Origin of the sequence: Erythrobacter tepidarius (assembly GCF_002155695.1) — a bacterium.
GTDB classification, from domain to species: Bacteria; Pseudomonadota; Alphaproteobacteria; order Sphingomonadales; family Sphingomonadaceae; genus Erythrobacter; species Erythrobacter tepidarius.
Genome location: NZ_MUYJ01000006.1, coordinates 152,906 through 177,617, shown reverse-complemented (window position 1 = coordinate 177,617; position 24,712 = coordinate 152,906). Strand labels below are relative to the sequence as shown.

The following is a 24,712-nucleotide window of genomic DNA, read 5'->3' as shown; positions in this document are numbered from 1 at the left end:
TGTCAAAGCGCCTTGGCGGCGGCGAGCACTTCCTCGGTGTGCCCTGCGACTTTCACCTTGTCCCAGATCTGCGCGATCTTGCCGTCCGGCCCCACCAGATAGGTCGCGCGGACCATGCCCATGTAGGTTTTGCCGTACATCTGCTTTTCCGCCCAGACGCCGAGCGCGTCCGACAGCCCCCCTTCTTCCGCATCGGTGGCGAGCGGGACGGTAAGGCCGTGCTTGGCGATGAACTTGGCGTGCTTTTTGGGCGGATCCTTGCTGACCCCGAGCAGCTTGGTACCCGCCGCCTCGAACTGGTCCTTGAGCGCGGAGAAGTCCTTGTTCTCGGTGGTGCAGCCGGGGGTATCGTCCTTGGGATAGAAGAAGATCACCAGCTTGGAACCGGCAAAGTCGGACGGCCTCACGCTGCCGCCCTCGGGGGTTTCCATGGCGATGTCGGGGATGGCGTCGCCGACGCCGGGGAAGGTGCTCATGCGGGGTTCTCCTGTTCGCTTGCGAGAATGTCCGTGCCCAGAATTTGTTTCCACGCCTGCGCCACCTGCTGGCGGGCGGCGGCAAAGGCATCGCGCAGCGCGGCATAGCTCGTGTGCCCGCAGGCCTTCGCCAGTGCGCGCGCCCCGCCGGGCGAGGGCTCGCGGCCGTCCGGGGCGAGCAGGCGTCCGGCCACCAGCATTCGGCTCATCAAGGCATGGGGTCCGGCGATCTCGGCCGGCAGCAGCCCGGCCTCGACCAGCCCGCCGATCGCGACCGCGAGATCGGGATTGAGTGCCTGCGGCAGGCTCTCGCCAAGCGGCGCGCCGCTCGCCGTCTGCCCCCTGAGCTGCAGGTAGTGGACGAGGAATTCGATGTCGACCAGCCCGCCGCGCAGCAGCTTGGCGTCGATCGGCCCGCCAGGGTGCTTGTGGCGGGCCATTTCGGCGCGCATCGCCAGCACCGCCTCGCGCAGTTCGGCTTGCCCGCGCGGGGCCTGAAGCACCTGCTTGAGCACCGCGTCCAGTTCCGCGCGCGCGCGTTCGGAGCCGAACAGCACCCGCGCGCGGGCCAGCGCCATGTGCTCCCAGGTCCATGCCGCCTCGCGCTGGTATTTGCCGAAAGCCTCGCAGCTCACCGCCAGCGGCCCCTGATTGCCCTGCGGCCTGAGGCGCGTATCGACCTCGTAGAGCGCGCCCTGCGCGGTCGGCACCGAAAGCGCGGCGGAAACCCGGCTGGCCAGGCGGTTGTAATAGACCGTCGCGCCCAGCGGTCTCGGGCCGTCCGATTGCACGGAAAAATCGCCGGTGAACAGGTAGACAATATCGAGATCGGAAGCGTGGGTCAGCGCACCGCCGCCCAGCCGTCCGAGACCGAGGATTACCAGCTCGCTACCCGGCACACGTCCGTGCTTGGCGGCGAATTCGCTGATGGTGGCCTGCGCCGCCAGATCGAGCGCCGCCTCGGCGGTGCGCGACAGGGCGCGGGCGATGTCGAGCGGATCGGCCAGCCCCTCGATCAACTGGATGCCGAGCGCGAAACGGATCTCGCCGGTGATCACCCGGATCGCGTCGAGCAGCGCCTCGTAATCCTCGCGCACCGCCGCGCCGCGCATCCTTGCGGCGATCGCGGGAATGTCGCCCGGCAGATCGAGCGCGCCGCGATCGAGCAGGGTGTCAAGCAGATCGGGCTTCCTCGCCAGTTCATCGGCGAGCACCGGCGCCAGTGTGAGCGCAGCCACCAACCGGTCGATAAGGTGCGGGCGGGCGACCAGCAGGCGGAAAGTGGTGATCGCGCTCGGCACGCTTTCGAGTATCCGCTCCCACCGGGTCAGCGCGCGGGGCGGATCGTCGCTGCGAGCGATGGCCTTGAGCAGCGCCGGGGCCAGCCGGTCCCACGCCGCCACAGCCTGCGGCGAACGGATCGCCGCGTGCCGCCCGTCGCGCCAGCTCTCGATCCGCTCGGCGAGCGTTTCAGGCTCCTCGAACCCGAGCGCAGCGAGTTCGTGCGCCAGATCGCTGGCAACGGCGACCGGAACCGGGGCCGCCTCGGGCGCGCCGATCAGCTGTTCGTAGATCGCTGCGGTGCGGGCGGTCAGCGCGGTCAGCTCGGCGACCAGCGCCGCGCCATCGGCCAGCCCGTCGAGCCGCGCGACCTGATCGAGCGCCGCGCCCTCGGGCAGGCTGTGGGTCTGGCGGTCGTTCACCATCTGCAGCCGGTGTTCGACGCTGCGCAACCGATCATAGCCCTCGCCAAGGGCGAGCGCATTTTCGGGCGTTATCCAGCCCGCAGCGGCGAGCGCATCGAGCGCATGGCGGGTGCCGCGCACCCTGAGTGTCACATCGCGCCCGCCGTGGATCAGCTGGTGGGTCTGGGCGTAGAATTCGATCTCGCGGATGCCGCCGCGCCCGCGCTTGACGTCGAAATGCGGACCGGGAGCAGGCGGGCCTTGGTAGCTGTCGCGGATGCGCTGGGTAAGCACGCGGATCTCCTCGATCGCGCCGAAATCGAGCTGGCTGCGCCATACGAAAGGGCGGATCTGGGCGAGGAAGTCCTCGCCCGCGGCGATGTCCCCCGCCGCGGCGCGGGCGCGGGTGAAGGCGGCGCGTTCCCACGCCAGCGCCTGCCCCTGATAATGCGCCAGCGCCGTGCCCACCGGCACGGCAAGCGGGCTGATCTCGCTGGCGGGCCGCAGCCGCAGATCGACCCTGAGCGCATAGCCTTCGTCGGTATTTGCCGCGAGCAGCGCGACGATCCGCCGGGCATAGCGCTGCGCCGCCTCGCCTGGATCATCGCTGGCGCGACGCGGCAGGCGCTCGCGGTCGTAGAGGAAGATCGGATCGATGTCGGACGAGTAGTTGAGCTCGCCCGCGCCCTGTTTGCCGAGCGCGAGCGCGATGAAACCGTCGGTGCGCTCCTCGCCCGCGCGTTCGGCAATCGCGGTGCGGATCGCGCGTTCGAGCGCGCGGTCGGCAAAGGCGGTCAGCTCCGCCACCACCCGTGCCAGCGGGAAAGCGCCGGCCAGATCGCCCACCGCCAGCGCTGCCGCGAGCGCCAGCCGCTCGCGCCTGAGCGCCACTCCGGTGTCGGGATGGGCGCTGTGGGAACGCGCCAGCGCCAGCGCCGCTTCGCCCTCGCCCGCCGCCAGCAGTGCCGCGAGTTCGGGCTGGCGATCGAGCGCGCGTGCCAGAAATGGCGCATGGGCGCGGGCGCGGGCGAGCGCGCCGTGCCAGTCGGGGGTTGAGCTGTCTCCCATCAAACGCCTCTCTGGCCGCAGCGGGCGATCCCTGCAAGAGGCGGTTCGCACCGTGCCGCCGCACCGGCTCGAGGCGTGCTTGCGCCCCGCCCCTGCCTCTGCAATTGAGGCGCGCGACAGCGATACAGAGGAAAGCGTGATGACGAAAAAGTGGACTGTCCTGGGAACCCTGCTGGCCGGCGCGCTGGCGGTGGCGGCCTGCGATGCGATGCCCGGCCTTTCCGGCGCCCCTGCTGCGCTCGACATTCCCGAAGTGGACGCGGGCGACATCGCCGAGGCGACCATCAAGGATGTCACCCGCCTGCTCGCGAGCGACGCCTTCGAAGGCCGGATGCCGGGCACCCCGGGCGAGGAAAAGACCATCGCCCTGCTCACCGAACGCTTCAAGGCGGCAGGCCTCAAGCCCGGCAATGGCGAGAGCTGGGTGCAGGAAGTCCCGCTGGTGGAGATTACCGGCAAGAACTACGCCCCGCTCACCGTCACCGGCAAAGCCGGCACGCAATCCCTCGCTTTCGGCAAGGACTGGGTCGGCGTCACTTATCGCGAGGAGGCAAAGACCAGCCTCGAGGACAGCGAGCTGGTGTTCGTCGGCTACGGCATCAATGCGCCGGAAAAGGGCTGGAACGACTACGCCGGGCTCGACGTGAAGGGCAAGACGGTGGTGATCCTCGTTAATGATCCCGACTGGCAGACCGAAGGGCTGGACGGGCCCTTCAACGGCAGGGCGATGACCTATTACGGCCGCTGGACCTACAAGTTCGAGGAAGCCGCGCGGCAGGGCGCGGCGGGGGCGCTGATTATCCACCAGACCGCGCCGGCCGCCTATGCCTGGAATGTCGTTGAAAGCTCGTGGACCGGCCCGCAGGCCTATGCCCAGCGCGGCGACAATGCCCCGCCGCTCACCCAGATGAATGGCTGGATCACGGAAGGCGCGGCGCGTGCCATGCTCAAGGCGGCAGGGCAGGATCTCGACGCGCTCACCAAGGCCGCGCAGATGAAGGGTTTCAAGCCCGTACCGCTCGGCATCACAGCCTCGACCAGCTTCGAGAACGATGTGCGCAGCTTCAAGTCGCACAACATCATCGGCATCCTGCCGGGGAGCGAGGCGCCGGAGGAATATGTCCTGTACACCGCGCACTGGGATCACTTGGGGCGCTGCACGCCTGCGCCTGACGGGGACGACATCTGTAACGGCGCGATCGACAATGCCACCGGCACCGCCGCGCTGGTCGCCCTGGCTGAGGCCCACGCCAAGGCCGGCCCGCCGCGCCGCAGCCTTGTGTTCCTCGCGGTGACGGCCGAGGAATCCGGCTTGCTCGGCGCGCATTACTACGCCGCCCATCCGATCTTTCCGCTGGCGCAGACCGTCGGCGGGGTGAACATGGACGCGCTGCAGATGGCTGGCCCGGCCAAGGACGTGACCGCAGTCGGCTTCGGCAAGTCGGCGCTCGACCGGTTCCTCGATGCCGCGCTCAAGACCGATGGGCGCAGCGTGACCCCCGATCCCAAGCCCGAAAACGGCTACTACTACCGTTCGGATCACTTCGCCTTCGCCAAGCTCGGCGTGCCGATGCTCTATATCGATGGCGGGCAGGACCTCATCGAAGGCGGCCGCGCGGCGGGCGAGGCGATCGCCAAAGACTACACCGAAAGGCGCTATCACGGTCCCAAGGACGAGTTCGACGAGAGCTGGGACTGGTCGGGCGTGATGGCCGACCTGCAGCTCTACTACCGGCTGGGGCGGATGATGGCGATGAGCACTAGCTGGCCGAACTGGAACGAGGGCGACGAATTCCGCGCGATCCGGGACGAAAGCTGCAAGGCGAGCGAGAAGGGCTGCTGATCGCATGACCGCGCTGATGCCCCCCGAATGGGCGCCGCAGGACTGGATCTGGATCGGCTTCCCGCATCTCGCCGAGGAGTGGCCCGGCTGGCTCGAACCCGCACAGGTGCAGATCGCTGCCTTTGCCAGCGCCGTGGCAGAGAGCGGGCAGGCAGTGCGACTGCTGGTGCGCGACGAGGCCAACGAGGCCCGCGCGCGCCAGCTGTTGAGCAGCAAGGTGGTCCTCGAACGCCGCGTCTATGGCGATATCTGGCTGCGCGACACCGGCCCGCTGGTGGTGCGCGCGGCGGACGGCACGCGCAGCGCGCGGCGGTTTGGCTTCAACGGTTGGGGCGGCAAATATCGGATGCCGGGCGATGAGGAGATCGGCGCCGAGCTGGCGCGCGATGCCGGGCTGGAGGTGACGACCACGCCGATGATCCTCGAAGGCGGAGCGGTCGACGGCGACGGGACGGGGCTGGTGGCCACCACGGAGCAATGCCTTTTGAACCCCAACCGCAATCCGCACATGTCTCGCGCTGAAATCGAGGTGGAACTGGCCGCGCAGCTCGGCTTCAGGCGGGTGCTGTGGCTGGGCGAGGGTTTGATCAACGATCATACTGACGGCCATGTCGACAATCTCGCCCGCTTCGTTGCCCCCAATCGTCTCGTGGTGCCCGTGGCCACCGGCAAGGACGATCCTAATGCCGCGATCTATGCCGATGCCGCCGCGCGCGCCGAGGCATTCGGCTGCGAAGTGGTGCGCATCCCCTCGCCCGGCCTGCTGACCCGCGACGGGGCGATCGAACCGGCGAGCTATGTGAACTTCGCGATCACCACGAATCTGGTGGTGGTGCCGACCTTCGGCAGCCCCCACGATGCCGCAGGCGTCGCCGCGATCGCCGCGCTGTTCCCCGATCGCGAGACGATCGGTCTGCCGGGCGAGGCGGTGCTGGCGGGTGGCGGGGGCTTCCACTGCGCCAGCCAGCAGATGCCGACTGCTTAACGCTTCGTTAGGAATTTGGGGCGATGGTGCGGTGGATGAATCGTGCGATCGCCCTTGCTGCCCCGTTTGCCGCTGCCTCCGGCCGGATCGACCGGCTTGAAGTTGCGCGCGCCCTGATCGTGCTCGGTTGCGCCGCCGCGCTGATCCTCGCGCGCCAGCCTTTTCTGCCGCTCTGAGCTAGAGCAGCCGCACCACTGCCCCCACCGCTGCCGCGCCCAGCACCACCCCCACCAACCCGCGCCAGACGGGATCGCTGATCCGTCCCGATACCGCCAGGCCAATCCGGTTGCCGATCAGGATCACGGGCAAGAGCGCCAGCGCGAACAGCATCAGCTCGGCACGCAGCAGCCCCATCCAGCCCGCCGCGGCCAGCCCCGCTCCGGCAGCAATGGTGAAGATCAGCAGCATCGAGGCCTTTATGGTGATCCGCGGCAAAGCGCGCCCCGCGTAATAGGGCACCACCGGCGGCCCCGGCATCCCGGCATAGCCCGTCATCAACCCGCTCACCACGCCAACCGCACCGGTCGCCAGCGGCCCCGGCACCGCAGCCGAACGGCGCGGCAGCAGGATAGCGGCGAAGGCGCTCAGCGCGATCAGCGCGATCACCAGCCGCGCCGTGTCCGCACCGGTCACCGTCAGCGCGACAAGCCCGAGCGGGGTTGCCAGCACCACCAGCGCGCAGATGCTCCACGCGCTGCGCTCGGCATCGCGCACCAGCCGGGGGATTTCGGTGAGGCCGATCAGCAACGAAAGACCATTGCCCATCACCACCGCTTCGACCGGCGGCAGCGCCAGCGCCAGCACCGGCACCAGCAGGATCGCCATGCCGAAGCCGGTCAGGCCGCGCACGAAACTTGCGCCGAGCGCGGCGAGCACTGCAACAGCGAGTTGCAGCGCGGTGAAGCCCGCCAGCAGGCCCATGGCCTGTGCTTCAGCCTGCGGCGAGATCGGGCGGCGTGCCTTCGGCCTTGAGCATCGCGACGGCCTCGGCCAGCGGCATCACCTTCTGGTGTTCGGCACCCAGCGTGCGGAGCGCAACGGTGCCGTCCTCGGCCTCGCGTTTGCCGACCACCAGCAGGTGCGGAACCTTCGCCAGCGCGTGTTCGCGCACCTTGTAGTTGATTTTCTCGTTGCGGAGGTCCGTTTCGACCCGGATGCCCGCCGCGCGCAGCTGGCGCGCGACGTGATCGGCATAGGGATCCGCGTCCGAGACGATCGTTGCGACCACCGCCTGCACCGGGGCGAGCCATGTCGGCAGCTTGCCCGCGAAATGCTCGATCAGGATGCCGATGAAGCGTTCATAGCTCCCGAAGATCGCGCGGTGGAGCATCACCGGGCGATGCTTTTCGCCATCCTCGCCGATGTAATGCGCATCGAGCCGCTCGGGCAGCACGCGGTCGGACTGGATCGTGCCGACCTGCCATGTGCGTCCGATCGCATCGGTCAGGTGCCATTCGAGCTTGGGGGCATAGAAGGCCCCCTCGCCCGGCAGCTCCTCGCATGCAAGGCCATTGGCCGCAACCGCATCGCGCAGTTCCTGCTCGGCCTTGTCCCAATCGGCGTCCGAGCCGAAGCGCTTTTCGGGACGCAGCGCGAGCTTGATGTCATAGCTGAAGCCGAAGTCGCGATAGACCGAATCCGCCAGGGCGATGAAGGCCTGCACTTCCGAGACGACCTGTCCCTCGGTGCAGAAGATATGCGCGTCGTCCTGCGTGAACTGGCGCACGCGCATCAGCCCGTGGAGCGCGCCGTGCGGCTCGTTGCGGTGGCAGCAGCCCATCTCGGCCAGCCGGATCGGCAGATCACGATAGGAGGTGATGCCCTGCTTGAACACCATCACGTGCGCCGGGCAGTTCATCGGCTTGATCGCCATCCACGAAGCATCATCGGCCACTTTGGGCGCGGCAATGCCCGATTCTTCATCAACTTCGGGCACGATGTCGGGAACAGCGAACATGTTCTGTGCATATTTGCCCCAGTGGCCCGACTGGGTCCACTGGCGCACGTCCATCAGCTGCGGGGTCTTGATCTCGCGGTAGCCCGCAGCGTCGATCTTGCGGCGCATATAGGCTTCCAGCTCGCGCCAGATGCGGTAGCCCTTGGGGTGCCAGAACACGCTGCCATGGGCCTCTTCCTGCAGGTGGAACAGGCCCATCTCGCGTCCCAGCTTGCGGTGATCGCGCTTGGCCGCCTCTTCCAGCCGCGTGAGGTGTGCCTGAAGCTGCTTCTTGTTGAGCCAGCCCGTGCCGTAGATGCGGGTCAGCTGGGCATTATTCTGATCACCGCGCCAGTAGGCTCCGGCGACGCGCATCAGCTTGAAGGCATCGGGATCGAGCTTGCCGGTGCTGGGCAGGTGCGGGCCGCGGCACATGTCGAGCCAGTCATCGCCGGACCAATAGACCGTCAGCTCCTCGCCCTCGGGCAGTTCGGCAGCCCATTCGGCCTTGAAGGTTTCACCCTCGGCCTTCCATTTGGCGATGAGTTGTTCACGGCTCCACACCTCGCGGCGCAGCGGCTTGTCGGCACGGATGATCTCGCGCATCTTTTCTTCAATGGCCGGAAGATCATCCATGCCGAAAGGCTCGCGGCTGTCGGGCGCCTTGACGTCGTAATAGAACCCGTCCTCGGTTGCCGGGCCGAAGGTGATCTGGGTGCCGGGCCACAGCGCCTGCACCGCCTCGGCCAGGACATGGGCATAGTCATGGCGCGCGAGTGCGAGCGCATCGGCCTCGTCACGGCTGGTCACCAGCGCAAGCTCTGCATCGCCGTCGAAGGGACGGCCAAGATCGCGCAGCTCCCCGTTCACGCGCGCTGCCAGTGCCGCCTTGGCAAGGCCCGGACCGATCGCCGCGGCAATGTCCGCCGGGGTCGAGCCGGGGGGCACTTCGCGCACCGAGCCGTCGGGCAGGCTGATCTTGAGCAATTGCGTCATCGTTCACATCCGTCTGGTTTGGCGCGCCTTAGGACAAGCAGGGGCGCACCGGAAGAGCGGTGTTGCACGCAAACCGGTTCGGGAGGGACACCGCGCCGCCCCGATCCGGGCGACGGGCGGCCGGGCCTAACCCGCGCGCCGCCGCCCCCGGATGGTCGTCCGGGTGGTGGTGGTCAGGGCGGTGGGGACCAACGCGGCCATGGGCCGCCTTCTAGACGCACAGGCTGGCGATGTCATTATCGGATGTGCCGCCTAAACGGCGAGCTTGCGCGAGCCCTTCTCGGTGGCGATCAGCCTTGTCCCCGCGAGCTTGGTCGAACGTTGCTTCACACTGCTGGAGAAGCGGTATTCGGTGACAGCCCGCGTCGGGGTCAGCTCCACGGCCATGTAGCCGCGCTGCGCGGTGTCGGCCCATTGCAGCTGGGGGTTGGTGCTCACCAGCGCGCTTGCCAGATCGGCGGGCTTGATGAAGGTCAGATAGGTTTCGAACCCCGGCGAGCTGACCGAACAGACCCCCAGTTCCACGCCCACCCTGGCCCGATCCTGCGCCAGTTCGAAGGCCCAGCCGTTATGGGTGTCGCCCGCCAGCACCAGCAGGTTGGCATCGGCATCCAGCGCGGCCCTGAATACCCGCGCGCGCGCGGCGGGGTAGCCGTCCCACGCGTCCATGTTCGACGGCAGCCCGACCTGGCTCGCCATGGCCGCGGCCTTGAGACGCTGGCTGATAAAGTCGGGCAGTGCATCGCCAAGTTGGTCGATAAGGCTGACCGGGGTTCTGAGATTGCCCATCAGCACCTGCTGCACCAGCACCTGCCACGCGGTCCCGCTCGCGCGCGAAGCCTTGAGACCCTCGACCAGCCAGGCTTCCTGTGCCTGTCCGAGCAACTGGCGATCCGGATTGGCCCAGTCCCCGTCGCGGAATCGATTGAGGGCTTGCATCGCGCCGTGCGGATCCTTTTGTCCGGCCAGCACGCGTTCAAGGCTGAACTGCTGCTCGCGACCCTCCAGCCTCGTGTCGAGCTTGAACAGGGTGGCCAGATCGCCCACCTGATAGGCGCCATAGGCTTCATCGGAAACCGGCATCCATTCGCGATAGACCCGTTTGGCAATCGCCTTGCGGGTAGCCCAGTCGCCTTCCTTATCCGGCTGGTGATTCTGCGCCCCGTCCTTCCAGCTGTCGTTGGCGGTCTCGTGATCGTCCCACACCGCGATCATCGGCAGCACCTGGTGCAGGCGCTGGCAGTCGGGATCGGCGCGGTAGGTGGCGTAGCGCAGGCGATAATCGACGAGGGTGACGATCTCCCAGGCCGGTTCGATCATCCGCTCGGCAACGCCCTGCCTGCTATCGGGATAGGTGCCGGCGCCATATTCATAGATGTAATCACCCAGATGCACCGCGAGATCGCAGTCATTGGCCTCGGCGGCATGGCCATAGGCATTGAACCAGCCGAACCCGTAGTTCGAGCAGGAAAACACCGCCATTCGGAATTTCTGCACGCCGGCCGCGGGCAGGGTGCGGGTGCGGCCGACCGGCGAGCTCGTCCCGTCGGGGGCGATGAAGCGGTAGAAATACCAGCGCCCCGGCGCGAGCCCGTCGGCCCAGGCCTTGACGCAATAATCGCTGTCCGGCCCGGCGGGCCTGCCGCTGCTGCCCTCGGCGACGATGCGGGCGAAATCCTCGGTCTCGCTCATTTCCCAGGCGAGATAGGCCGGCGCATCCGAGACGTAGCGGGTCCACAGCAGCACCCTGTCGGTTGCAGGCTCCCCGCTGGCCACCGCGTGGGTGAAACCGGTGCCGAAGCTGCGCGCGGCGAGCGGGGTAGCGGCCAGCGCCGCCGATGCGCCCGCGAGCGTGAACAGGCCGCGCCGGGTGAGCGCGGTGGGTGCGGCCGCCGGTTGGGCAACGGGATCGTCGGTCTTGAGCATGGCGGCGCGAATAATCCTTTCCGGTTGCGCTTGCATGACAATGCTTGCGCCAGCCCATCGGCGCAAGGCATGGAGCAAGCCATGAGCGATGTCATGCACCATAGGCTCTATGATGGCCGGCAGATTGCCTTCCGTTTCACCCCCGGAACCGGACCATGCCTGGTGTTTCTGCCGGGATATATGTCCGATATGAGCGGCACCAAGGCCACTGCGCTGTTCGCCGAGGCACAGGCGCAAGGGCGCGCCTGCCTGCTGATGGACTATTCGGGCTGCGGGCAGAGCGCGGGCGATTTTGCCGAGGGGAAGCTGAGCCGGTGGCGCGACGAGGTGCTGGCGCTGGTCGCCTCCTATGTCAGCGGGCCGGTGCTGCTGGTCGGCTCCTCGATGGGCGGGTGGCTGATGCTGCTGGTGGCCGAGCATCTCAGGCACCGCCTCGCAGGGCTGATCGGGATCGCCCCTGCCCCCGATTTCACCCGCTGGGGCTATTCCGAGGAACAGCGTGCTAGCCTCGCGGCGGGCAAGATCCTCTATCAACCCAACCCCTACGGGCCCGAGCCGACCCCGACCCACCCCGGCTTCTTCGCCGATGCCGAATGCCATGTGCGGCTTGACGGGCCGATCGACATCACCTGCCCGGTGCGGCTGATCCACGGCCAGCGGGATGCCGAGGTGCCGTGGGAGATTTCGCTGCGGCTCAAGGCCGCGCTCCGGTCGGCTGACGTTCAGGTGACGCTGATAGAGGACGGCGATCATCGCCTGTCGCGTGACAGCGATATTGCCACTCTCAAGGCCATCGTGGCCGGCTTCTACGAATAGGACGCAAGCGTGTCGTTGTTGCTCGCCTTGTTGCTTCAGGTTGGCCCCGATCCCACCGGCGGGGCGATGCCGGACGATGATCTGGTGCGCAGCCGGCCCGCGCGCCGGGACAGGGCCGAGCAAGAAGTTGTCAGCCCAACCAGCGCCTGGCTCCAGACCTGCCTCGATCAGCTCGCCGCCGATCCCGCCCGCGCGCACACCATGGCGCAGATCCGGCGCCAGGAAACCAGCGGGGCCGATCGGGTGCTTGCCAACCACTGCCTCGGCACCGCAGCCAGCGCGCTGGGCCGGTGGGAGGACGCCCGCATCGCCTTTCTCGCCGCGCATGACGAGACGCCGCAGGGCGAGCCGCGCGCCCGCGCCCGGTTCGCCGCGCTGGCGGGCAATGCGGCGCTGGCCGGCGGCGATGCGGCCGGTGCCGTGGGGCTGCTGACCCAGGCCGAGGCCGAGGCCCGCGCCGCGGGATCAGCCCCGCTCGAAGCGATTGCGGCGATCGACCGCGCCCGCGCGCTGGTCAGCCTCGGGCGCAGCGAGGAAGGCCTCGCGGCGCTCGATGCGGCGACCGCGCGCGCGCCCGAGAACGCGGAAGGCTGGCTGCTCAAGGCCACGCTGCTGCGGCGGCTCGACCGGCTCGGGCTGGCGCAGCAAGCGATCGAGGCGGCGGCGAAGCTCACCCCGACCAATCCCGAAGTCGGGCTGGAAGCGGGGGTCATCGCCGTGCTCTCCGGCCGTGACGAGGCCGCGCGGGCAAGCTGGCAATCGGTGCTCAACCTCCAGCCCGAAAGCCGCGCGGCCACGCTGGCGAGGGACTATCTGGCCCAGCTCGGGCCGCCGCCCGAAACGCCCGCCCCCGCGCAACCTGCGCCCGAGGAACAGGAGCCGCCTGTATGACCCGTTTTTCCGTGCTCGATCTCGTTCCCGTGCGCGAGGGCGGCACGCTCAGCGAAGCCTTTGCCGCCACCGCCGAACTGGCGCGCGCTGCCGAGCGCATCGGCTGCAAACGCTTCTGGGTGGCCGAGCATCACGCGATGGACGGAATCGCCGGCGGGGCGACCGCGGTGGTGCTCGCCCATGTCGGCCATGCCACCAGCACCATTCGCATCGGATCGGGCGGGATCATGCTGCCCAATCACACCCCGTTCCAGATTGCCGAACAATTCGGCACGCTCGACGCGCTGTTCCCGGGGCGGGTCGACCTCGGCCTGGGCCGCGCGCCAGGGGCGGGGCCGGAATTGCAGCGCGCTTTGCGCAAGAACCTCCATCAGGCCGCCGAATATTTCCCGCAGGACGTGATCGAACTGCGCGCGCTTCTGACCGGCGACTGCGCCCTGCCGATCACCGCCACGCCGGGGCTGGGTGCGAAGGTGGAGCTGTGGATGCTGGGATCGAGCCTGTTCGGCGCGCAACTTGCTGCGAGGCTCGGCCTGCCCTATGCCTTTGCTGCCCATTTCGCGCCCGATCATCTCGACGCAGCGCTCGCTCTCTATCGCCGCGACTTCCAGCCGTCCGCGGCGCTGGATAGGCCGCAGGTGATGGTCGCCATGAACGTCTTTGCTGCCGACACCGAAGCGGAGGCGCGGCTGCTCGCCTCCTCCCAGCAGCAGAGCTTCGTGCGGCTGCGCAGCGGCAATCCGGGCAAGCTGCCGCCGCCGGTCGCGGGCTATGCCGACACCCTGCCCGCCAGCGCGCAAGCGATGCTCGCCCATCTGGGGCAGGCGAGCGCGGTGGGCACCCCGGCGCAGGTGCGCGAAGGCATCGCGGCGCTTATCGCCCGCACCGGGGCCGACGAGATCATGCTGTGCGGCGCGACCTACGAACCCGAAGCGCGCATCCGCAGCCTCGAACTGACGCTGGAGGCGTGCGAAAAGGCGCTGGTTGGCTAGAGCTAACCTTATCGTCACGCTTGGCAGGACGAAGCGAAAGGCGTATCGCGCAAAACACGATTACAATAAACCGGCACAATATAATTACAGACGAGCAAGCCGGTCAGGCAGGATGGGCAGGAGCCGAATATGGGGTCAAAGACCGCTGCAGCAGCGGCGCAAACCGCGCTGATCAAGGCCCTGCGCCTACATCTCGAAGCCTCGCTATTGCCCGGCGACGGCCCGTCCGACAAGGCGAGCTTGGACGATGCCGCCCGGTTCCTGCTTGGTGTCGCCAGCCCGCGCGCTGAAGGCGGATCGCTGGTCCACATCGCATCGGACACCGGCGAGCGCCGCCTCAGGATCGCGGTGATCAATGACGACATGCCCTTTCTGGTCGATTCGGTCGCGGCCACCATCGCGGCGCAGGGGCTGGCGATTGACCGTCTGCTGCACCCCGTCGTGCCTGTCACCCGCGACGCCGGAGGGGTGATCACCGCGCTGGGCAGGTCGGAAGGCAAGAACGCCGCGGGCGCGCGCGAATCGCTGATCTATGTCGAAACCCCGCGCGCCGATGCACGCCAGCGCCGCGAGCTGCATGAAGCCCTCCAAACCACCCTTGCCGACGTGCGCGCCGCTGTCGGCGACTGGGGGGCGATGCAGGCGGTGATGGCCGAGGATGCCGCACGCGCCGCCCGGCTCGATCCCGAAGCGGGCGCCTTGCTCTCCTGGCTGGGTGGCGGGATGCTGACCCAGCTCGGCCACCTCACCCGCTACCGCGACAAGCACGAGGACGCCGTGCTCGGCATCTGCCGCGGCTCGGCCCGCGAATTGCTGGCCGAAGCCTCGATCGCGCGCGCTTTCGACTGGTTCGATCGCCACGAGGCCGAGGGCCGGCCGCGGACGCTGTTGGTGATCAAGGCCAACATCCAGTCGCGCGTCCACCGCGCCAGCCCGCTCGACTTGTTCGTCGTCCCGGTGCGCGAGGAGGGGGGCATCACCGCGCTTTCGATCCACGCCGGGCTGTGGACCAGCGCCGCGCTCAACGCGCCGCCGGGCGAAGTCCCGGTGCTGCGCCGCGCGCTCGCCGATCTCACCGCCGAACTGGGCTATGATCCATCAGGCCACAACGGCAAGGCGCTGGTGCACGCCTTTACCTCGCTGCCCAATGACCTGTTGATCGCCTTCGGCCCGCGACGCATCGCCGAACTCGCCACCACCAAGATGGCGCTGATCGACCGGCCGCGCCCGCGACTGGTGATGCTGCCCGGAACGCTCGAGCGTCACCTGTTCGCCTTCGTGTGGCTCCCGCGCGACCAGCTCTCCACCGATGTCCGCCTGCGGGTGCAGGCGATGCTGCTGGCGACGCCGGGCACGGCCCTGCTCGACTGGAGCCTTCAGGTCGAGGGCAGCAACCTTGCGCTGCTGCGCTTCCTGATCGACGTGCGCGCCTGCGATCATCTTCCCGATCCGGCGCGGATCGAGGCGCAGCTGGTGGACATGCTGCGCGGCTGGAACGAGGCGGTCGAGACCCACCTCGCCGCCGACGGGGACGAGGGCCGCGCCGCGATGCTGGCCGTGCGCTACGCCCCTGCCTTCCCGACCGGCTACCGCCTCGACTACGGCCCTCTCGAAGCCGCGCGCGACATCGCCAAACTGCGCACCCTGGCGCTTGGCGATAGCGAGCGCGGGGGCGATGCAGCCCACCCCGCGGCCGACCGCGCGACGCGCCTTTACCGGATGGACAGCGACGGCGCGGATGCACTGCGGCTCAAGATCTACGTCGCGCGCGGCCGCCTCGCGCTGTCCGATGCGGTGCCGGCGCTCGAGCATTTCGGCTTCCGCGTGACCGCCGAAATCCCGACCTTCCTGACCGATCCGGCACTCGGATCGATCCACGACTTCCAGCTCGCGGTCCCCGCCGGGTTCGACGCCAGCACGCTGCTGACGCGCGCCACCCTGATCGAGAATGCGCTCGCCGACGTGCTCAATGGCGTGGCCGAGGATGATCCCTTCAACCGCCTGATAACCGCCATCGGCTTGACCCCGCGCGAGGCCAACTGGCTGCGGGCGATCTATCGCTACCTGCGCCAGACCGGGGTGAGCTATACGATCTACACCGTGGTCGATGCGCTCGCCGGCGCGGCTTCGGTGACGCGGGCGATGATCGATCTGCTGACCGCCCGCCACGATCCCGCCTTCAAGGGCGACCGCGGGGAAGCCGTCGCGGCCGCACAAGGCGCCTTCACCCGTGGCCTTGCCAAGGTCACCGCGATCAATGATGACCGCCTGCTGCGGCTCTACCGCGCGGTGATCGACGCGGTGCTGCGCACCAATGCCTTCGCCCCTGCGGCTGCGGAGGCCTTGGCGTTCAAGATCGATTCGAGCCTGGTCCCCAATCTTCCCAAGCCGGTGCCGTGGCGCGAGATCTTCGTTTACAGCGCCCGCGTCGAGGGGATCCACCTGCGCTCCGGCGCAGTGGCGCGCGGTGGCCTGAGGTGGTCGGACCGGCGTGACGATTTCCGCACCGAGATCCTCGGCCTGATGAAGGCCCAACGCGTCAAGAACGCGGTGATCGTGCCAACCGGTGCCAAGGGCGGTTTCTATCCCAAGCAGCTCCCTTCGCCCGCCTTGGATCGCGAGGGCTGGGCCGCCGAGGGCCGCGCGTCCTATGAGATCTTCATCCGCGCGCTGCTGTCGGTCACCGACAACATCGTCGAGGGGCGCGTGGTGCACCCTGAGGCGGTGCAGGTGCTCGACGGGGAAGACCCCTATTTCGTGGTCGCCGCCGACAAGGGCACCGCGACCTTCTCCGACGTGGCCAACCGCATCGCCCAGTCGCGCGGTTTCTGGCTCGACGATGCCTTCGCCAGCGGCGGCTCCAACGGCTATGACCACAAGGCGATGGGCATTACCGCGCGCGGCGCGTGGGTAAGCGTGCAGCGCCACTTCCGCGAGATGGGGATCGATGTCCAGAAGGACAGCATTACCGTCGCGGGCTGCGGCGACATGTCGGGCGACGTGTTCGGCAACGGGATGCTGCTGTCCCAGGCGATAAAGCTGGTGGCCGCCTTCGATCACCGCAACATCTTCCTCGATCCCTCGCCCGATCCGCTGGCAAGCTGGAAGGAAAGAAAGCGCCTGTTCGAACTGCCGCGTTCGAGCTGGGAGGACTATGATCCCGCGCTGATCTCGAAGGGCGGTGGAGTGTTCTCCCGCGCCTCCAAGCGCATCAAGCTGTCGAAGCAGGCGCGCGATCTGCTCGGCATCGCCGAAAAGGAGATCGAGCCCGAGGCGCTGATCTCCGCGATCCTGCGCGCCAAGGTGGATCTGCTGTGGTTCGGCGGGATCGGCACCTATGTGAAGGCCCCGCAAGAAAACAACATCCAGGTGGGCGATCCGGCCAATGACGCGATCCGCGTCGATGCGGACGAAGTCGGTGCGCGGGTGATCGGCGAGGGCGCGAACCTCGGCGTGACCCAGGCCGGGCGCATCGCCTTTGCGCTGAAGGGCGGGCGCATCAACACCGACTTCATCGACAATTCCGCCGGGGTCGACTGCTCGGACAACGAGGTCAACATCAAGATCGCGCTGGCCGCCGCGCTGCGCGAGGGCAAGCTGTCGGGCAAGAAGCGCAACACGCTGCTGGCGGCGATGACCGACGAGGTGGGCCGGCTCGTGCTCGAGGACAACCGCCTGCAGGCGCTGGCGTTGTCGGTCGCCGAAACCGGCGGGCCGGCGGCGAGCGCCTCCTATGTCCGCCTGATCGAGCGGCTGGAGGAAGTGAGCGATTTCGACCGTCGCACCGAAGGCCTTGCCGATGGCGAGACGCTGCTGCGCCGGGCTGCCGACGGGCAGGGGTTGACCCGCCCCGAACTGGCGGTGCTGCTGTCCTCGGCCAAGCTGGCGCTCCAGTCGGCCATCGAGGCGAGCGCCCTGCCCGACGATCCGGTGCTCGAACCGCTGCTCATCGCGCGGTTCCCCTCGGCGATGCGCAAGCCCTATGCCGCCGAGATCCGCACCCACCGGTTGCGCCGCGAGATGATCGCGACCAGCCTTGCCAACCGCATCGTCAACCGGGTCGGGATGGTTCATCCCTTCGAACTGGCCGAGGAGGAAGGCGTGGGCCTGGCCGAGGTCGCGGGCGCCTTCGTGGTGGCCGAGCAGCTGTTCGGGCTGGATGCGCTGTGGCGCGAGCTCGACGAGGCGGCGATCCCGGAAGCGGCGCGGCTTGCGCTGTTCGACCGGCTGGCGGCGGCGGTCGGCAATCTCATGTCCGATGTGCTGCGCACTGCGGCCGGCAAGGTCGCTGCCGGAGCGATGGTCGCGGCGTTGTCGGGTGCGGTGACCGAACTTGTGGCGGGACGCGAGGAATTGCTCACCGCCGAGCCGCGCGCGCGCTCGCTGGCGCTGCGCGACAGCTTTGTGGTCCTCGGCGCTTCCGAAGCGCTGGCGGCCCGGGTTGCCAACCTGTTCGATTTCGACGGGGCGGTGGGCCTTGCCCAGACCGCGCGGGATACCGGGATCGATGCCAAGCAGCTGACCCACGCCTTCACCGCCATCGGCACGCGGCTCGGCCTCGACTGGGCGCAGGGCACGGCGGCGCACATGATTCCCTCGGACGTGTGGGAGCGGCTGCTGGTATCGGGCCTGGCGCGTGATTTCCAGCAGATGCGAATCGAGTTCCTGCGGCGGCTGATGCGCACCCGGCTCGGCAAGTCCGATCCGCTTGCAGCCGTCAATGACTGGGCGACGCGCAACGAGACGGGCGTGAGCCAGCTGCGCGCGATGATCGCCCGTGCCCAGGCCCAGCCGCCGGTCGGTGCGGTCATGCTCGCCCAGATCGCCAGTCAGGCGCGGAACCTGCTGGAGAGGTAGGCGGGGCGCTTTGCCGCTCTGCTGCATGAGCGGCTTGACCCTAGGGCAATTTGCGGCAAGGCAAGGGCCGCACAGCGCCGGAGGGGCAAAGGCAGGCCATGACATCACCCAATCAGCACGCCGACGTGGTGATCGTCGGCACCGGCCATGGCGGCGCGCAGGCGGCGATTGCACTACGCCAACATGGGTATGAAGGCTCGATCCTGATGATCGGCCGCGACGATGCCCCGCCCTATGAACGCCCACCGCTCTCGAAGGAATATCTGGCCGGGGAGAAGGGGTTCGAGCGGATCATGATCCGGCCCGAGAAGTTCTGGGCCGAGAAGGGCATCGACCTCAAGCTCGGCGCGGCGGTGACGGCGATCGACCCGCACGCCCATCGCCTCACCCTCAGCGACGGCAGCCAGGTCGCCTATTGCAAGCTGATCTGGTCGGGCGGGGGCGATCCGCGCCGCCTGCCGGTACCGGGTGCGGTGCTGCCGCAGGTGTTCTACGTGCGCGACAAATCCGATGCCGACGCGATGATGGCCGCGCTCGCCGATGGGCCGAAGCGTGTGCTGGTGGTCGGCGGGGGCTATATTGGCCTCGAGGCCGCCGCGGTGCTGCGCAAGCTCGGCTGCGAGGTGGTGTTGGTCGAAATGCTGCCGCGCCTGCTTGCGCGCGTGGCGGGCGAAGAGATCTCGGCCTTCTATGCGGCAGAACACCGCCGTCAGGGCGTCGATGTGCGGCTCAACACCGGCATTCAGGCGGTGCTCGGCGAAGATCAGGGCAAGGTGACCGGCGCGCGCCTCGACAACGGCACGCAAGTCGCCTGCGATATGGTGGTGGTCGGCATCGGCATCGTCCCCGCGGTCGGGCCGCTGATCGCAGCCGGTGCGGCAGGTTCGAACGGGGTCGATGTCGATTTCTGTTGCCGCACCACGCTCGACGACATCTATGCCATCGGCGACTGCGCCGCCCACGCCAACCCTTACGCCGACAATGCGGTGATCCGCCTGGAATCGGTGCAGAACGCGCACGACATGGCCAACACCGTCGCCAAGGCGATCATGGGCCACAAAGAACCCTACAACGCGCTGCCGTGGTTCTGGTCGAACCAGTATGATCTCAAACTGCAAACCGCAGGACTGAACCTCGGATATGACCAGACCGTGCTGCGCGGCGATCCCTCGGAGCGCAAGTTCACCCTTGTCTATCTGAAGAACGGCGTACCGATCGCCTTCGACTGCGTGGGGACGATGAGGGATTACGTGCAGGCGCGCAAATTGTTGGAAAGCGGGGTCGGCCGGATCGATCCGGCGCTCTTGGCCGATCCGCAAGTGGCCCTCAAGGATCTGATCTGAGCCGCGCCAACGCCCATTGGGCCGCCTCGGCAACCACCGGGTCGGGATCGCCCGTCAGTGGCTCAACCTGTGCCGCCAGCGCCGGATTGCCGCTGTTGCCCGCCGCGTAGAGACAGTTGCGCACGAAACGGTTGCGGCCGATGCGCTTGATTGGCGAACCGGCAAACAGCGCGCGGAAACCCGCATCGTCCAGCGCCAGCAGCTCGGCGAGCCGCGGCGCGACCAGTTCGGCGCGGGGAAGAAATTCGCGGATCGCCTGCGCGTTGCTGGCAAACTTGTTCCACGGACAGACCGCAAGGCAATCGTCACAGCCGTAGATGCGATTTCCCAGCGCCGCACGCAAATCATGTGGAACCGGCCCCTTGTGCTCGATGGTGAGGTAGGAAATGCAGCGCCGGGCATCGAGCCGGTAGGGCGCGGGGAAGGCTTGCGTAGGGCAGGCGTCCATGCACGCGCGGCAGCTGCCGCAGCGGTCGCGGTGGCCCTCGGCGGATGCGAGTTCCAGCGTCGTGTAGATTGCGCCCAGAAACAGCCAGCTGCCATGGGTTGGGCTGACGAGGTTGGTGTGCTTGCCCTGCCAGCCGATTCCCGCCGCCTCGCCCAACGGCTTTTCCATCACCGGCGCGGTATCGACGAAGACCTTGACCTCAGCCCCCGGCACCGTTTCGACCAGCCAGCGGGCGAGCGCCTTGAGGCGCTTTTTCACGACGTCGTGATAGTCGCGTCCCTGCGCATAGACCGAAATCCGCGCATGGGTGGCCGAGCCCTCCAGCGCCAGCGGATCATGCCCTGGGGCATAGCTCATGCCCAGCGCGATCACGCTTTTCGCGGCGGGCCACAGCCCCTGCGGCGAGCGACGGTGATCGCGCCGCGTCGCCATCCACTCCATCGACCCGTGGTGGCCCTCGCCCAGCCACTGTTCCAGCCGATCGGCGCGCAGCGGATCTTCTTCCGCCGCAGCAATCCCGCAGGCGGCAAACCCCAGCGCCTCGGCCCTTGCGGCAATGCGCGCCGCCAGATCACCGGTTGCCGGGGCGTTAACCATGGTTGGAGAGGCTCCCGTTCAATCCTGACCGCTAACCGCCTAGGCCATGGACATGGCGGTAAGCGAACAGAGCCGGACGGGCAATCGCGGTGATGGCTTCAGCGCCATTCCCGATGATGCACGCCCGCTGGCGATCGAGGCCCGCGGGCTGGTCAAGAGCTTCGACGGGACACGCGCGGTCGACGGGGTCGACATTTTGGTGCCCGAGGGCGCGATCTACGGCATTCTCGGCCCCAACGGCGCGGGCAAGACCACGACGCTGCGGATGCTGCTCGGCATCATCGATCCCGACGCCGGCGTGCGCCGCGTGTTCGGGCATGATCGCCCGCACGATATCGGCCGGCTGATCGGCTACCTGCCCGAGGAACGCGGGCTATACCCGGCGATGAAATGCGTCGAGGCGATCGCCTTCATGGGCGCGCTCAGGGGCCTGCCGCTCAGGCAAGGACGCAAGCGCGCGCTCGAGCTGCTCGAAAGCCACGGCCTCGGCCATGTCGCCAACCGCACCATCCGTCAGCTCTCCAAGGGCATGGCGCAGACCGTGCAGCTGCTCGGGACGCTGGTGCACCAGCCGCGTCTGGTGGTGCTCGACGAGCCTTTCTCGGGCCTTGATGCGATCAATCAGGGCAAGCTCGAAACGACGATCCGCACACTTGCCGATGACGGGGTGACGGTGATCTTCTCGACCCACGTCATTCACCATGCCGAACGGCTGTGCGAAGGGGTGGCGATCATCGCCGGGGGCAAGGTGCCCTATGCAGGGAGCGTCGAGGCAGCGCGAGACCGCATCCCGGCGCAGGTGCGGCTGGAGACGCGGGCGCGCGAGGGCGCGTGGATGGCCGCGCTGCCCCCCGAAACCCGCCGTAACGGCGATTTCTTCCACTTCCCCCTGCCCGAAAGCGGGATTGAGCCGCTGCTGCGGCAGCTGATCGAAGGCGATGCGGGGATCCTCTCGCTTTCGATCGAGCGGGCGGGCTTGCACGATGCCTTCGTCGCGATCGCAGGCGAGGCCGCCGCCCGCCAATTGCAGGCCGACAGCGAAGGGGCCGCAGCATGACCGACCTCGCCATCCGCCCCCACCTTTCCGCGCTTGAAGCTGCATGGGTTATCGCCCGGCGGGACTTCGTCGCAGTGCTGTTCTCGCGCGCCTTCCTGTTCTTCCTGCTCGGGCCGCTGTTCCCGGTGATCGTCGGCGGGTTGGCCGGCGCGATCGGCGGCGAGGTGCAGCGTGAGGCGGTGAGCGTGGAGATCGGCCTCGCCATGTCGCCGCAGGATAATGCTGCCATGATCGCGGCGGGCAAACGCCTCGCCCCCCAGCTCGGCAGCGCGCTGCCGTCGCTGCGCGAAGTGCCCGAGGCCAAGGGCGATCCCGCCTTCGATGCGCGGGCCTTCATGGAAGCGCGGCGCGGCAATTATGCGGCGATCCTCACCGGCACGCTGGCCAGTCCACAACTGGTGGGCACCGAGGGGCAGTTGCGCCGCTGGCAAGGGCCGGTCGGCCTGCTCGCGGGCCATGCCACCAGCGCCGAAGCGGCCGCCTTCCCCACGGTGGGCAGCGCGGTGGTGACCACCAGCGCTGCGGCCGAACGCTCCAGCCGCATCCAGACCGCGCAGGTCGCGCAGATGGTGCTGTTCCTGCTGACGATGCTGCTGGCGGGCATGGTGCTGTCCAACCTCGTCGAGGAGAAGGCCAACAAGATCATCGAAATCCTTGCTGCCGCGATCCCGATGGACGCGGTGTTCATGGGCAAGCTGTTCGCGATGCTGGCGGTGTCCTTCGTCGGCATCGGCGTCTGGGGGCTGGCGGCCTATGGCTTGTGGAGCCTGGGCAGCGATGCGCTCACCGCGGCGAGCGGGTTCGACATCGCCCGCCTGCCCGCCCCGGCGGTGGGCTGGCCGCTGTTCCTGCTGCTGGGCGTAGTCTATTTCGCCATGGCCTATCTGCTGCTCGGCGCGCTGTTCCTCACCATCGGCGCGATGGCGAACACGGTGCGCGAGGTGCAGACCCTTTCGATGCCTGTCACCATGATGCAGCTCATGGTGTTCTTCCTTGCCGCCTACACCATCAAGCAGCCCGGTTCGCAGCTGGAGCTGGCCGCGATCATCTTCCCGCTATCCTCCCCCTTCGCAATGCTGGCGCGCGCGGCGATGGAGCCGCAGCTGTGGACCCATGCGCTGGCGCTGGCATGGCAGGGGCTGGGGGTGCTGGCACTGGTCAAGGGCGGCGCAGTGCTGTTCCGCAAGCGGGTGATGAAGTCGGGCGGGGCCGGACGCGCGCCGCGCGGCGGAGGAAGCCTTGGCTGGCGCGCCCGTCGCGCCTCCCGCCGGGTCGAAGCAGGGCAATAGGTTCCAAATCGAAACCCACTATTGACATCGCTGTCAGTTAAGGCAGGATGCGAATCGGATCTGCGCGGTCCCTTGCCTGTGCAGGAGCGCGCCGGATGGGAGAGAGACATGGCAACGATTGCCCCGCCAAAGCGCCCGCAGGTGCGCCGTGAACCGACTGCCTATGAAGCGCTCAAGCAGCACCTCGAAACTCACCCGGAAGAGCGTTTGCAGCACACGCATCCGTGGGATGTGAGCCGCTCGGACATCTATTTCGAGGACAAGTGGCAGCCGATCTTCGCCGAGATGCGCAAGGCCGGTCAGCTGCACTGGATTCCGGAAAGTCCCTATGGACCTTACTGGGCGGTGGTCGGCCACAAGGCGATCCAGCATATTGAGGCCCTGCCGGAGATCTTTTCGTCGAGCTGGGAATATGGCGGCATCACCATCCTCAACCGCCTGTCCGAAGAGGAGTTGGCGGCCCAGAATATCGAGCGGCGCGAGTTGCCGATGTTCATCGCCATGGATCGCCCGCAGCACACCGGTCAGCGCCGCACCGTCGCACCCAAGTTCACCCCGAGCGCGGTCGAGGAGATGGAAGCGGAAATCCGCACCCGCACCGGCGAGCTGCTCGATTCACTGCCGCGCGGCAAGGTGTTCGACTGGGTCGATGCCGTATCGATCGAGCTGACCACCGGGATGCTGGCTATCTTGTTCGGCTTCCCTTGGGAAGACCGTCGTTTGCTGACCTTCTGGTCGGATTGGTCGGGCGATACCGAGCTTGGCTCGGTGCGTGCGCTCGACGATCTGCGCTGGAGCATCCTCCAGGAGATGGCGGCCTATTTCCAGTCGCTGTGGATCGAGCGCACGATGGACAAGGAGCCGGGTGACGACCTCATCTCGATGATGATCCACTCGCCCGCGATGAACCAGATGAGCCCCGAGGAATTCATGGGCAATCTGGTGCTGCTTATCGTCGGCGGCAACGACACGACCCGCAACACCATGAGCGGTATCATCCACGCGATGGACAAATTCCCCGACCAGCGAAAGCTGTTCGAGGATAACCCCGAGCTCATCCCCAACGCGGTGCAGGAATGTCTGCGTTATCAGACCCCGCTCGCCCACATGCGCCGCACCTGCACCGCGGACACCGAGGTGTTCGGGCAGACCATCAGGCAGGGCGACAAGGTGGTGCTGTGGTACATCAGCGCCAACCGCGACGAGGAGGTATTCGACAACCCCGACAAGCTCGACATCACCCGCGAGAATGCCCGCCGCCACCTCTCTTTCGGCTATGGCATCCACCGCTGCGTCGGGGCTAGGCTGGCCGAACTTCAGCTGCGCGTCCTGCTGGAGGAAATGCACCGGCGCCGGATGCGCGTCCACGTTGCCGGCAATGTCGAGCGGGTGCGGGCGAACTTCGTCCACGGTTTCCGCAAGCTCGAAGTCGAGATAACGACCTTCTGAGCCGCTGCAACCGCGCCGGTGCCATGCGCGTATCTTGCCCGGACAACACGGAAGGATA

General features: G+C 67.8%; 17 protein-coding genes. 11 read left to right on the top strand and 6 right to left on the bottom strand.

Going from position 1 to position 24,712, the window contains the following annotated elements:
- Positions 1-2 precede the first annotated feature (2 nt).
- A complete protein-coding gene (locus BZF61_RS07770; protein WP_086618247.1) occupies positions 3-476 on the bottom strand; it encodes a peroxiredoxin in 474 nt (157 codons plus the stop codon).
- Positions 473-3,229, bottom strand: a complete 2,757-nt coding sequence (gene glnE / locus BZF61_RS07765; RefSeq protein WP_086618245.1) for a bifunctional [glutamate--ammonia ligase]-adenylyl-L-tyrosine phosphorylase/[glutamate--ammonia-ligase] adenylyltransferase — start codon at positions 3,227-3,229, stop codon at positions 473-475. The genes BZF61_RS07770 and glnE overlap by 4 nt, the downstream gene beginning before the upstream one ends.
- 139 nt (positions 3,230-3,368) lie before the next feature.
- Here glnE and BZF61_RS07760 point away from each other — a divergent pair, with 139 nt between their 5' ends.
- The 3 genes from BZF61_RS07760 to BZF61_RS15750 are packed head-to-tail and all read left to right on the top strand — an operon-like array spanning position 3,369 to position 6,233.
- A complete protein-coding gene (locus BZF61_RS07760) occupies positions 3,369-5,072 on the top strand; it encodes a M28 family metallopeptidase (protein WP_086618243.1) in 1,704 nt (567 codons plus the stop codon).
- A gap of 4 nt (positions 5,073-5,076) precedes the next feature.
- Positions 5,077-6,057: an agmatine deiminase family protein gene (locus BZF61_RS07755; protein ID WP_086618242.1), complete on the top strand. Its 981-nt coding sequence runs from the start codon at positions 5,077-5,079 to the stop codon at positions 6,055-6,057.
- A gap of 35 nt (positions 6,058-6,092) precedes the next feature.
- On the top strand, positions 6,093-6,233 hold the full coding sequence (locus BZF61_RS15750; protein ID WP_158094073.1) for a hypothetical protein: 141 nt from the start codon (positions 6,093-6,095) through the stop codon (positions 6,231-6,233).
- Position 6,234: 1 nt separating this feature from the next.
- Here BZF61_RS15750 and BZF61_RS07750 read toward each other — a convergent pair whose 3' ends face one another.
- The 3 genes from BZF61_RS07750 to BZF61_RS07740 all read right to left on the bottom strand — a co-directional run bounded on the left by BZF61_RS07750 (position 6,235) and on the right by BZF61_RS07740 (position 10,915).
- On the bottom strand, positions 6,235-6,978 hold the full coding sequence (locus BZF61_RS07750; protein ID WP_086618240.1) for a TSUP family transporter: 744 nt from the start codon (positions 6,976-6,978) through the stop codon (positions 6,235-6,237).
- Positions 6,979-6,988: 10 nt separating this feature from the next.
- Entirely contained in the window at positions 6,989-8,989 is a 2,001-nt protein-coding gene (gene thrS / locus BZF61_RS07745) for a threonine--tRNA ligase (protein WP_086618239.1), read from the bottom strand.
- Positions 8,990-9,241: 252 nt separating this feature from the next.
- A complete protein-coding gene (locus BZF61_RS07740; protein WP_086618321.1) occupies positions 9,242-10,915 on the bottom strand; it encodes an alkaline phosphatase D family protein in 1,674 nt (557 codons plus the stop codon).
- 81 nt (positions 10,916-10,996) lie between these two features.
- Here BZF61_RS07740 and BZF61_RS07735 point away from each other — a divergent pair, with 81 nt between their 5' ends.
- The 5 genes from BZF61_RS07735 (at position 10,997) to BZF61_RS07715 (ending at position 19,814) form a co-directional block, all read left to right on the top strand.
- A complete protein-coding gene (locus BZF61_RS07735) occupies positions 10,997-11,731 on the top strand; it encodes an alpha/beta fold hydrolase (RefSeq protein ID WP_169711951.1) in 735 nt (244 codons plus the stop codon).
- A gap of 9 nt (positions 11,732-11,740) precedes the next feature.
- Complete coding sequence (locus BZF61_RS07730; protein ID WP_245804543.1) at positions 11,741-12,622, top strand: tetratricopeptide repeat protein; 882 nt, start codon at positions 11,741-11,743, stop codon at positions 12,620-12,622.
- On the top strand, positions 12,619-13,614 hold the full coding sequence (locus BZF61_RS07725) for an LLM class flavin-dependent oxidoreductase (protein WP_086618236.1): 996 nt from the start codon (positions 12,619-12,621) through the stop codon (positions 13,612-13,614). The genes BZF61_RS07730 and BZF61_RS07725 overlap by 4 nt, the downstream gene beginning before the upstream one ends.
- 129 nt (positions 13,615-13,743) lie before the next feature.
- A complete protein-coding gene (locus BZF61_RS07720; RefSeq protein WP_086618234.1) occupies positions 13,744-18,471 on the top strand; it encodes an NAD-glutamate dehydrogenase in 4,728 nt (1,575 codons plus the stop codon).
- 98 nt (positions 18,472-18,569) lie between these two features.
- Positions 18,570-19,814: an NAD(P)/FAD-dependent oxidoreductase gene (locus tag BZF61_RS07715; RefSeq protein ID WP_086618318.1), complete on the top strand. Its 1,245-nt coding sequence runs from the start codon at positions 18,570-18,572 to the stop codon at positions 19,812-19,814.
- Here BZF61_RS07715 and queG read toward each other — a convergent pair.
- The gene (gene queG / locus BZF61_RS07710) at positions 19,798-20,859 is read right to left on the bottom strand and encodes a tRNA epoxyqueuosine(34) reductase QueG (protein WP_086618233.1); all 1,062 of its coding nucleotides are present in this window, start codon (positions 20,857-20,859) and stop codon (positions 19,798-19,800) included. The genes BZF61_RS07715 and queG overlap by 17 nt on opposite strands.
- A gap of 46 nt (positions 20,860-20,905) precedes the next feature.
- On the opposite strand from queG, the gene BZF61_RS07705 reads away from it, so the two are divergent.
- From BZF61_RS07705 to BZF61_RS07695, 3 genes are all read left to right on the top strand, one after another.
- Positions 20,906-21,916, top strand: coding sequence for an ABC transporter ATP-binding protein (locus BZF61_RS07705; RefSeq protein ID WP_086618230.1), 1,011 nt, complete (start codon positions 20,906-20,908; stop codon positions 21,914-21,916).
- Positions 21,913-23,205 carry an ABC transporter permease gene (locus tag BZF61_RS07700; protein WP_086618229.1) on the top strand — a complete coding sequence of 431 codons (1,293 nt, stop codon included), beginning with the start codon at positions 21,913-21,915 and terminating at the stop codon, positions 23,203-23,205. The genes BZF61_RS07705 and BZF61_RS07700 overlap by 4 nt, the downstream gene beginning before the upstream one ends.
- Positions 23,206-23,313: 108 nt before the next feature.
- The gene (locus BZF61_RS07695) at positions 23,314-24,654 is read left to right on the top strand and encodes a cytochrome P450 (protein ID WP_086618227.1); all 1,341 of its coding nucleotides are present in this window, start codon (positions 23,314-23,316) and stop codon (positions 24,652-24,654) included.
- Positions 24,655-24,712: the final 58 nt, after the last annotated feature.

What these genes read in the sequence shown, in the direction of transcription:
- BZF61_RS07770 (WP_086618247.1), bottom strand. Translation starts at nt 476, where the DNA reads ATGAGCACCTTCCCCGGCGTCGGCGACGCCATCCCCGACATCGCCATG.
- BZF61_RS07700 (WP_086618229.1), top strand. Translation starts at nt 21,913, where the DNA reads ATGACCGACCTCGCCATCCGCCCCCACCTTTCCGCGCTTGAAGCTGCA.
- thrS (WP_086618239.1), bottom strand. Translation starts at nt 8,989, where the DNA reads ATGACGCAATTGCTCAAGATCAGCCTGCCCGACGGCTCGGTGCGCGAA.
- BZF61_RS07695 (WP_086618227.1), top strand. Translation starts at nt 23,314, where the DNA reads ATGGCAACGATTGCCCCGCCAAAGCGCCCGCAGGTGCGCCGTGAACCG.
- BZF61_RS07755 (WP_086618242.1), top strand. Translation starts at nt 5,077, where the DNA reads ATGACCGCGCTGATGCCCCCCGAATGGGCGCCGCAGGACTGGATCTGG.
- BZF61_RS07715 (WP_086618318.1), top strand. Translation starts at nt 18,570, where the DNA reads ATGACATCACCCAATCAGCACGCCGACGTGGTGATCGTCGGCACCGGC.
- glnE (WP_086618245.1), bottom strand. Translation starts at nt 3,229, where the DNA reads ATGGGAGACAGCTCAACCCCCGACTGGCACGGCGCGCTCGCCCGCGCC.
- BZF61_RS07705 (WP_086618230.1), top strand. Translation starts at nt 20,906, where the DNA reads ATGGACATGGCGGTAAGCGAACAGAGCCGGACGGGCAATCGCGGTGAT.
- BZF61_RS07735 (WP_169711951.1), top strand. Translation starts at nt 10,997, where the DNA reads ATGAGCGATGTCATGCACCATAGGCTCTATGATGGCCGGCAGATTGCC.
- BZF61_RS07720 (WP_086618234.1), top strand. Translation starts at nt 13,744, where the DNA reads ATGGGGTCAAAGACCGCTGCAGCAGCGGCGCAAACCGCGCTGATCAAG.
- BZF61_RS15750 (WP_158094073.1), top strand. Translation starts at nt 6,093, where the DNA reads ATGAATCGTGCGATCGCCCTTGCTGCCCCGTTTGCCGCTGCCTCCGGC.
- BZF61_RS07750 (WP_086618240.1), bottom strand. Translation starts at nt 6,978, where the DNA reads ATGGGCCTGCTGGCGGGCTTCACCGCGCTGCAACTCGCTGTTGCAGTG.
- queG (WP_086618233.1), bottom strand. Translation starts at nt 20,859, where the DNA reads ATGGTTAACGCCCCGGCAACCGGTGATCTGGCGGCGCGCATTGCCGCA.
- BZF61_RS07740 (WP_086618321.1), bottom strand. Translation starts at nt 10,915, where the DNA reads ATGCTCAAGACCGACGATCCCGTTGCCCAACCGGCGGCCGCACCCACC.
- BZF61_RS07725 (WP_086618236.1), top strand. Translation starts at nt 12,619, where the DNA reads ATGACCCGTTTTTCCGTGCTCGATCTCGTTCCCGTGCGCGAGGGCGGC.
- BZF61_RS07760 (WP_086618243.1), top strand. Translation starts at nt 3,369, where the DNA reads ATGACGAAAAAGTGGACTGTCCTGGGAACCCTGCTGGCCGGCGCGCTG.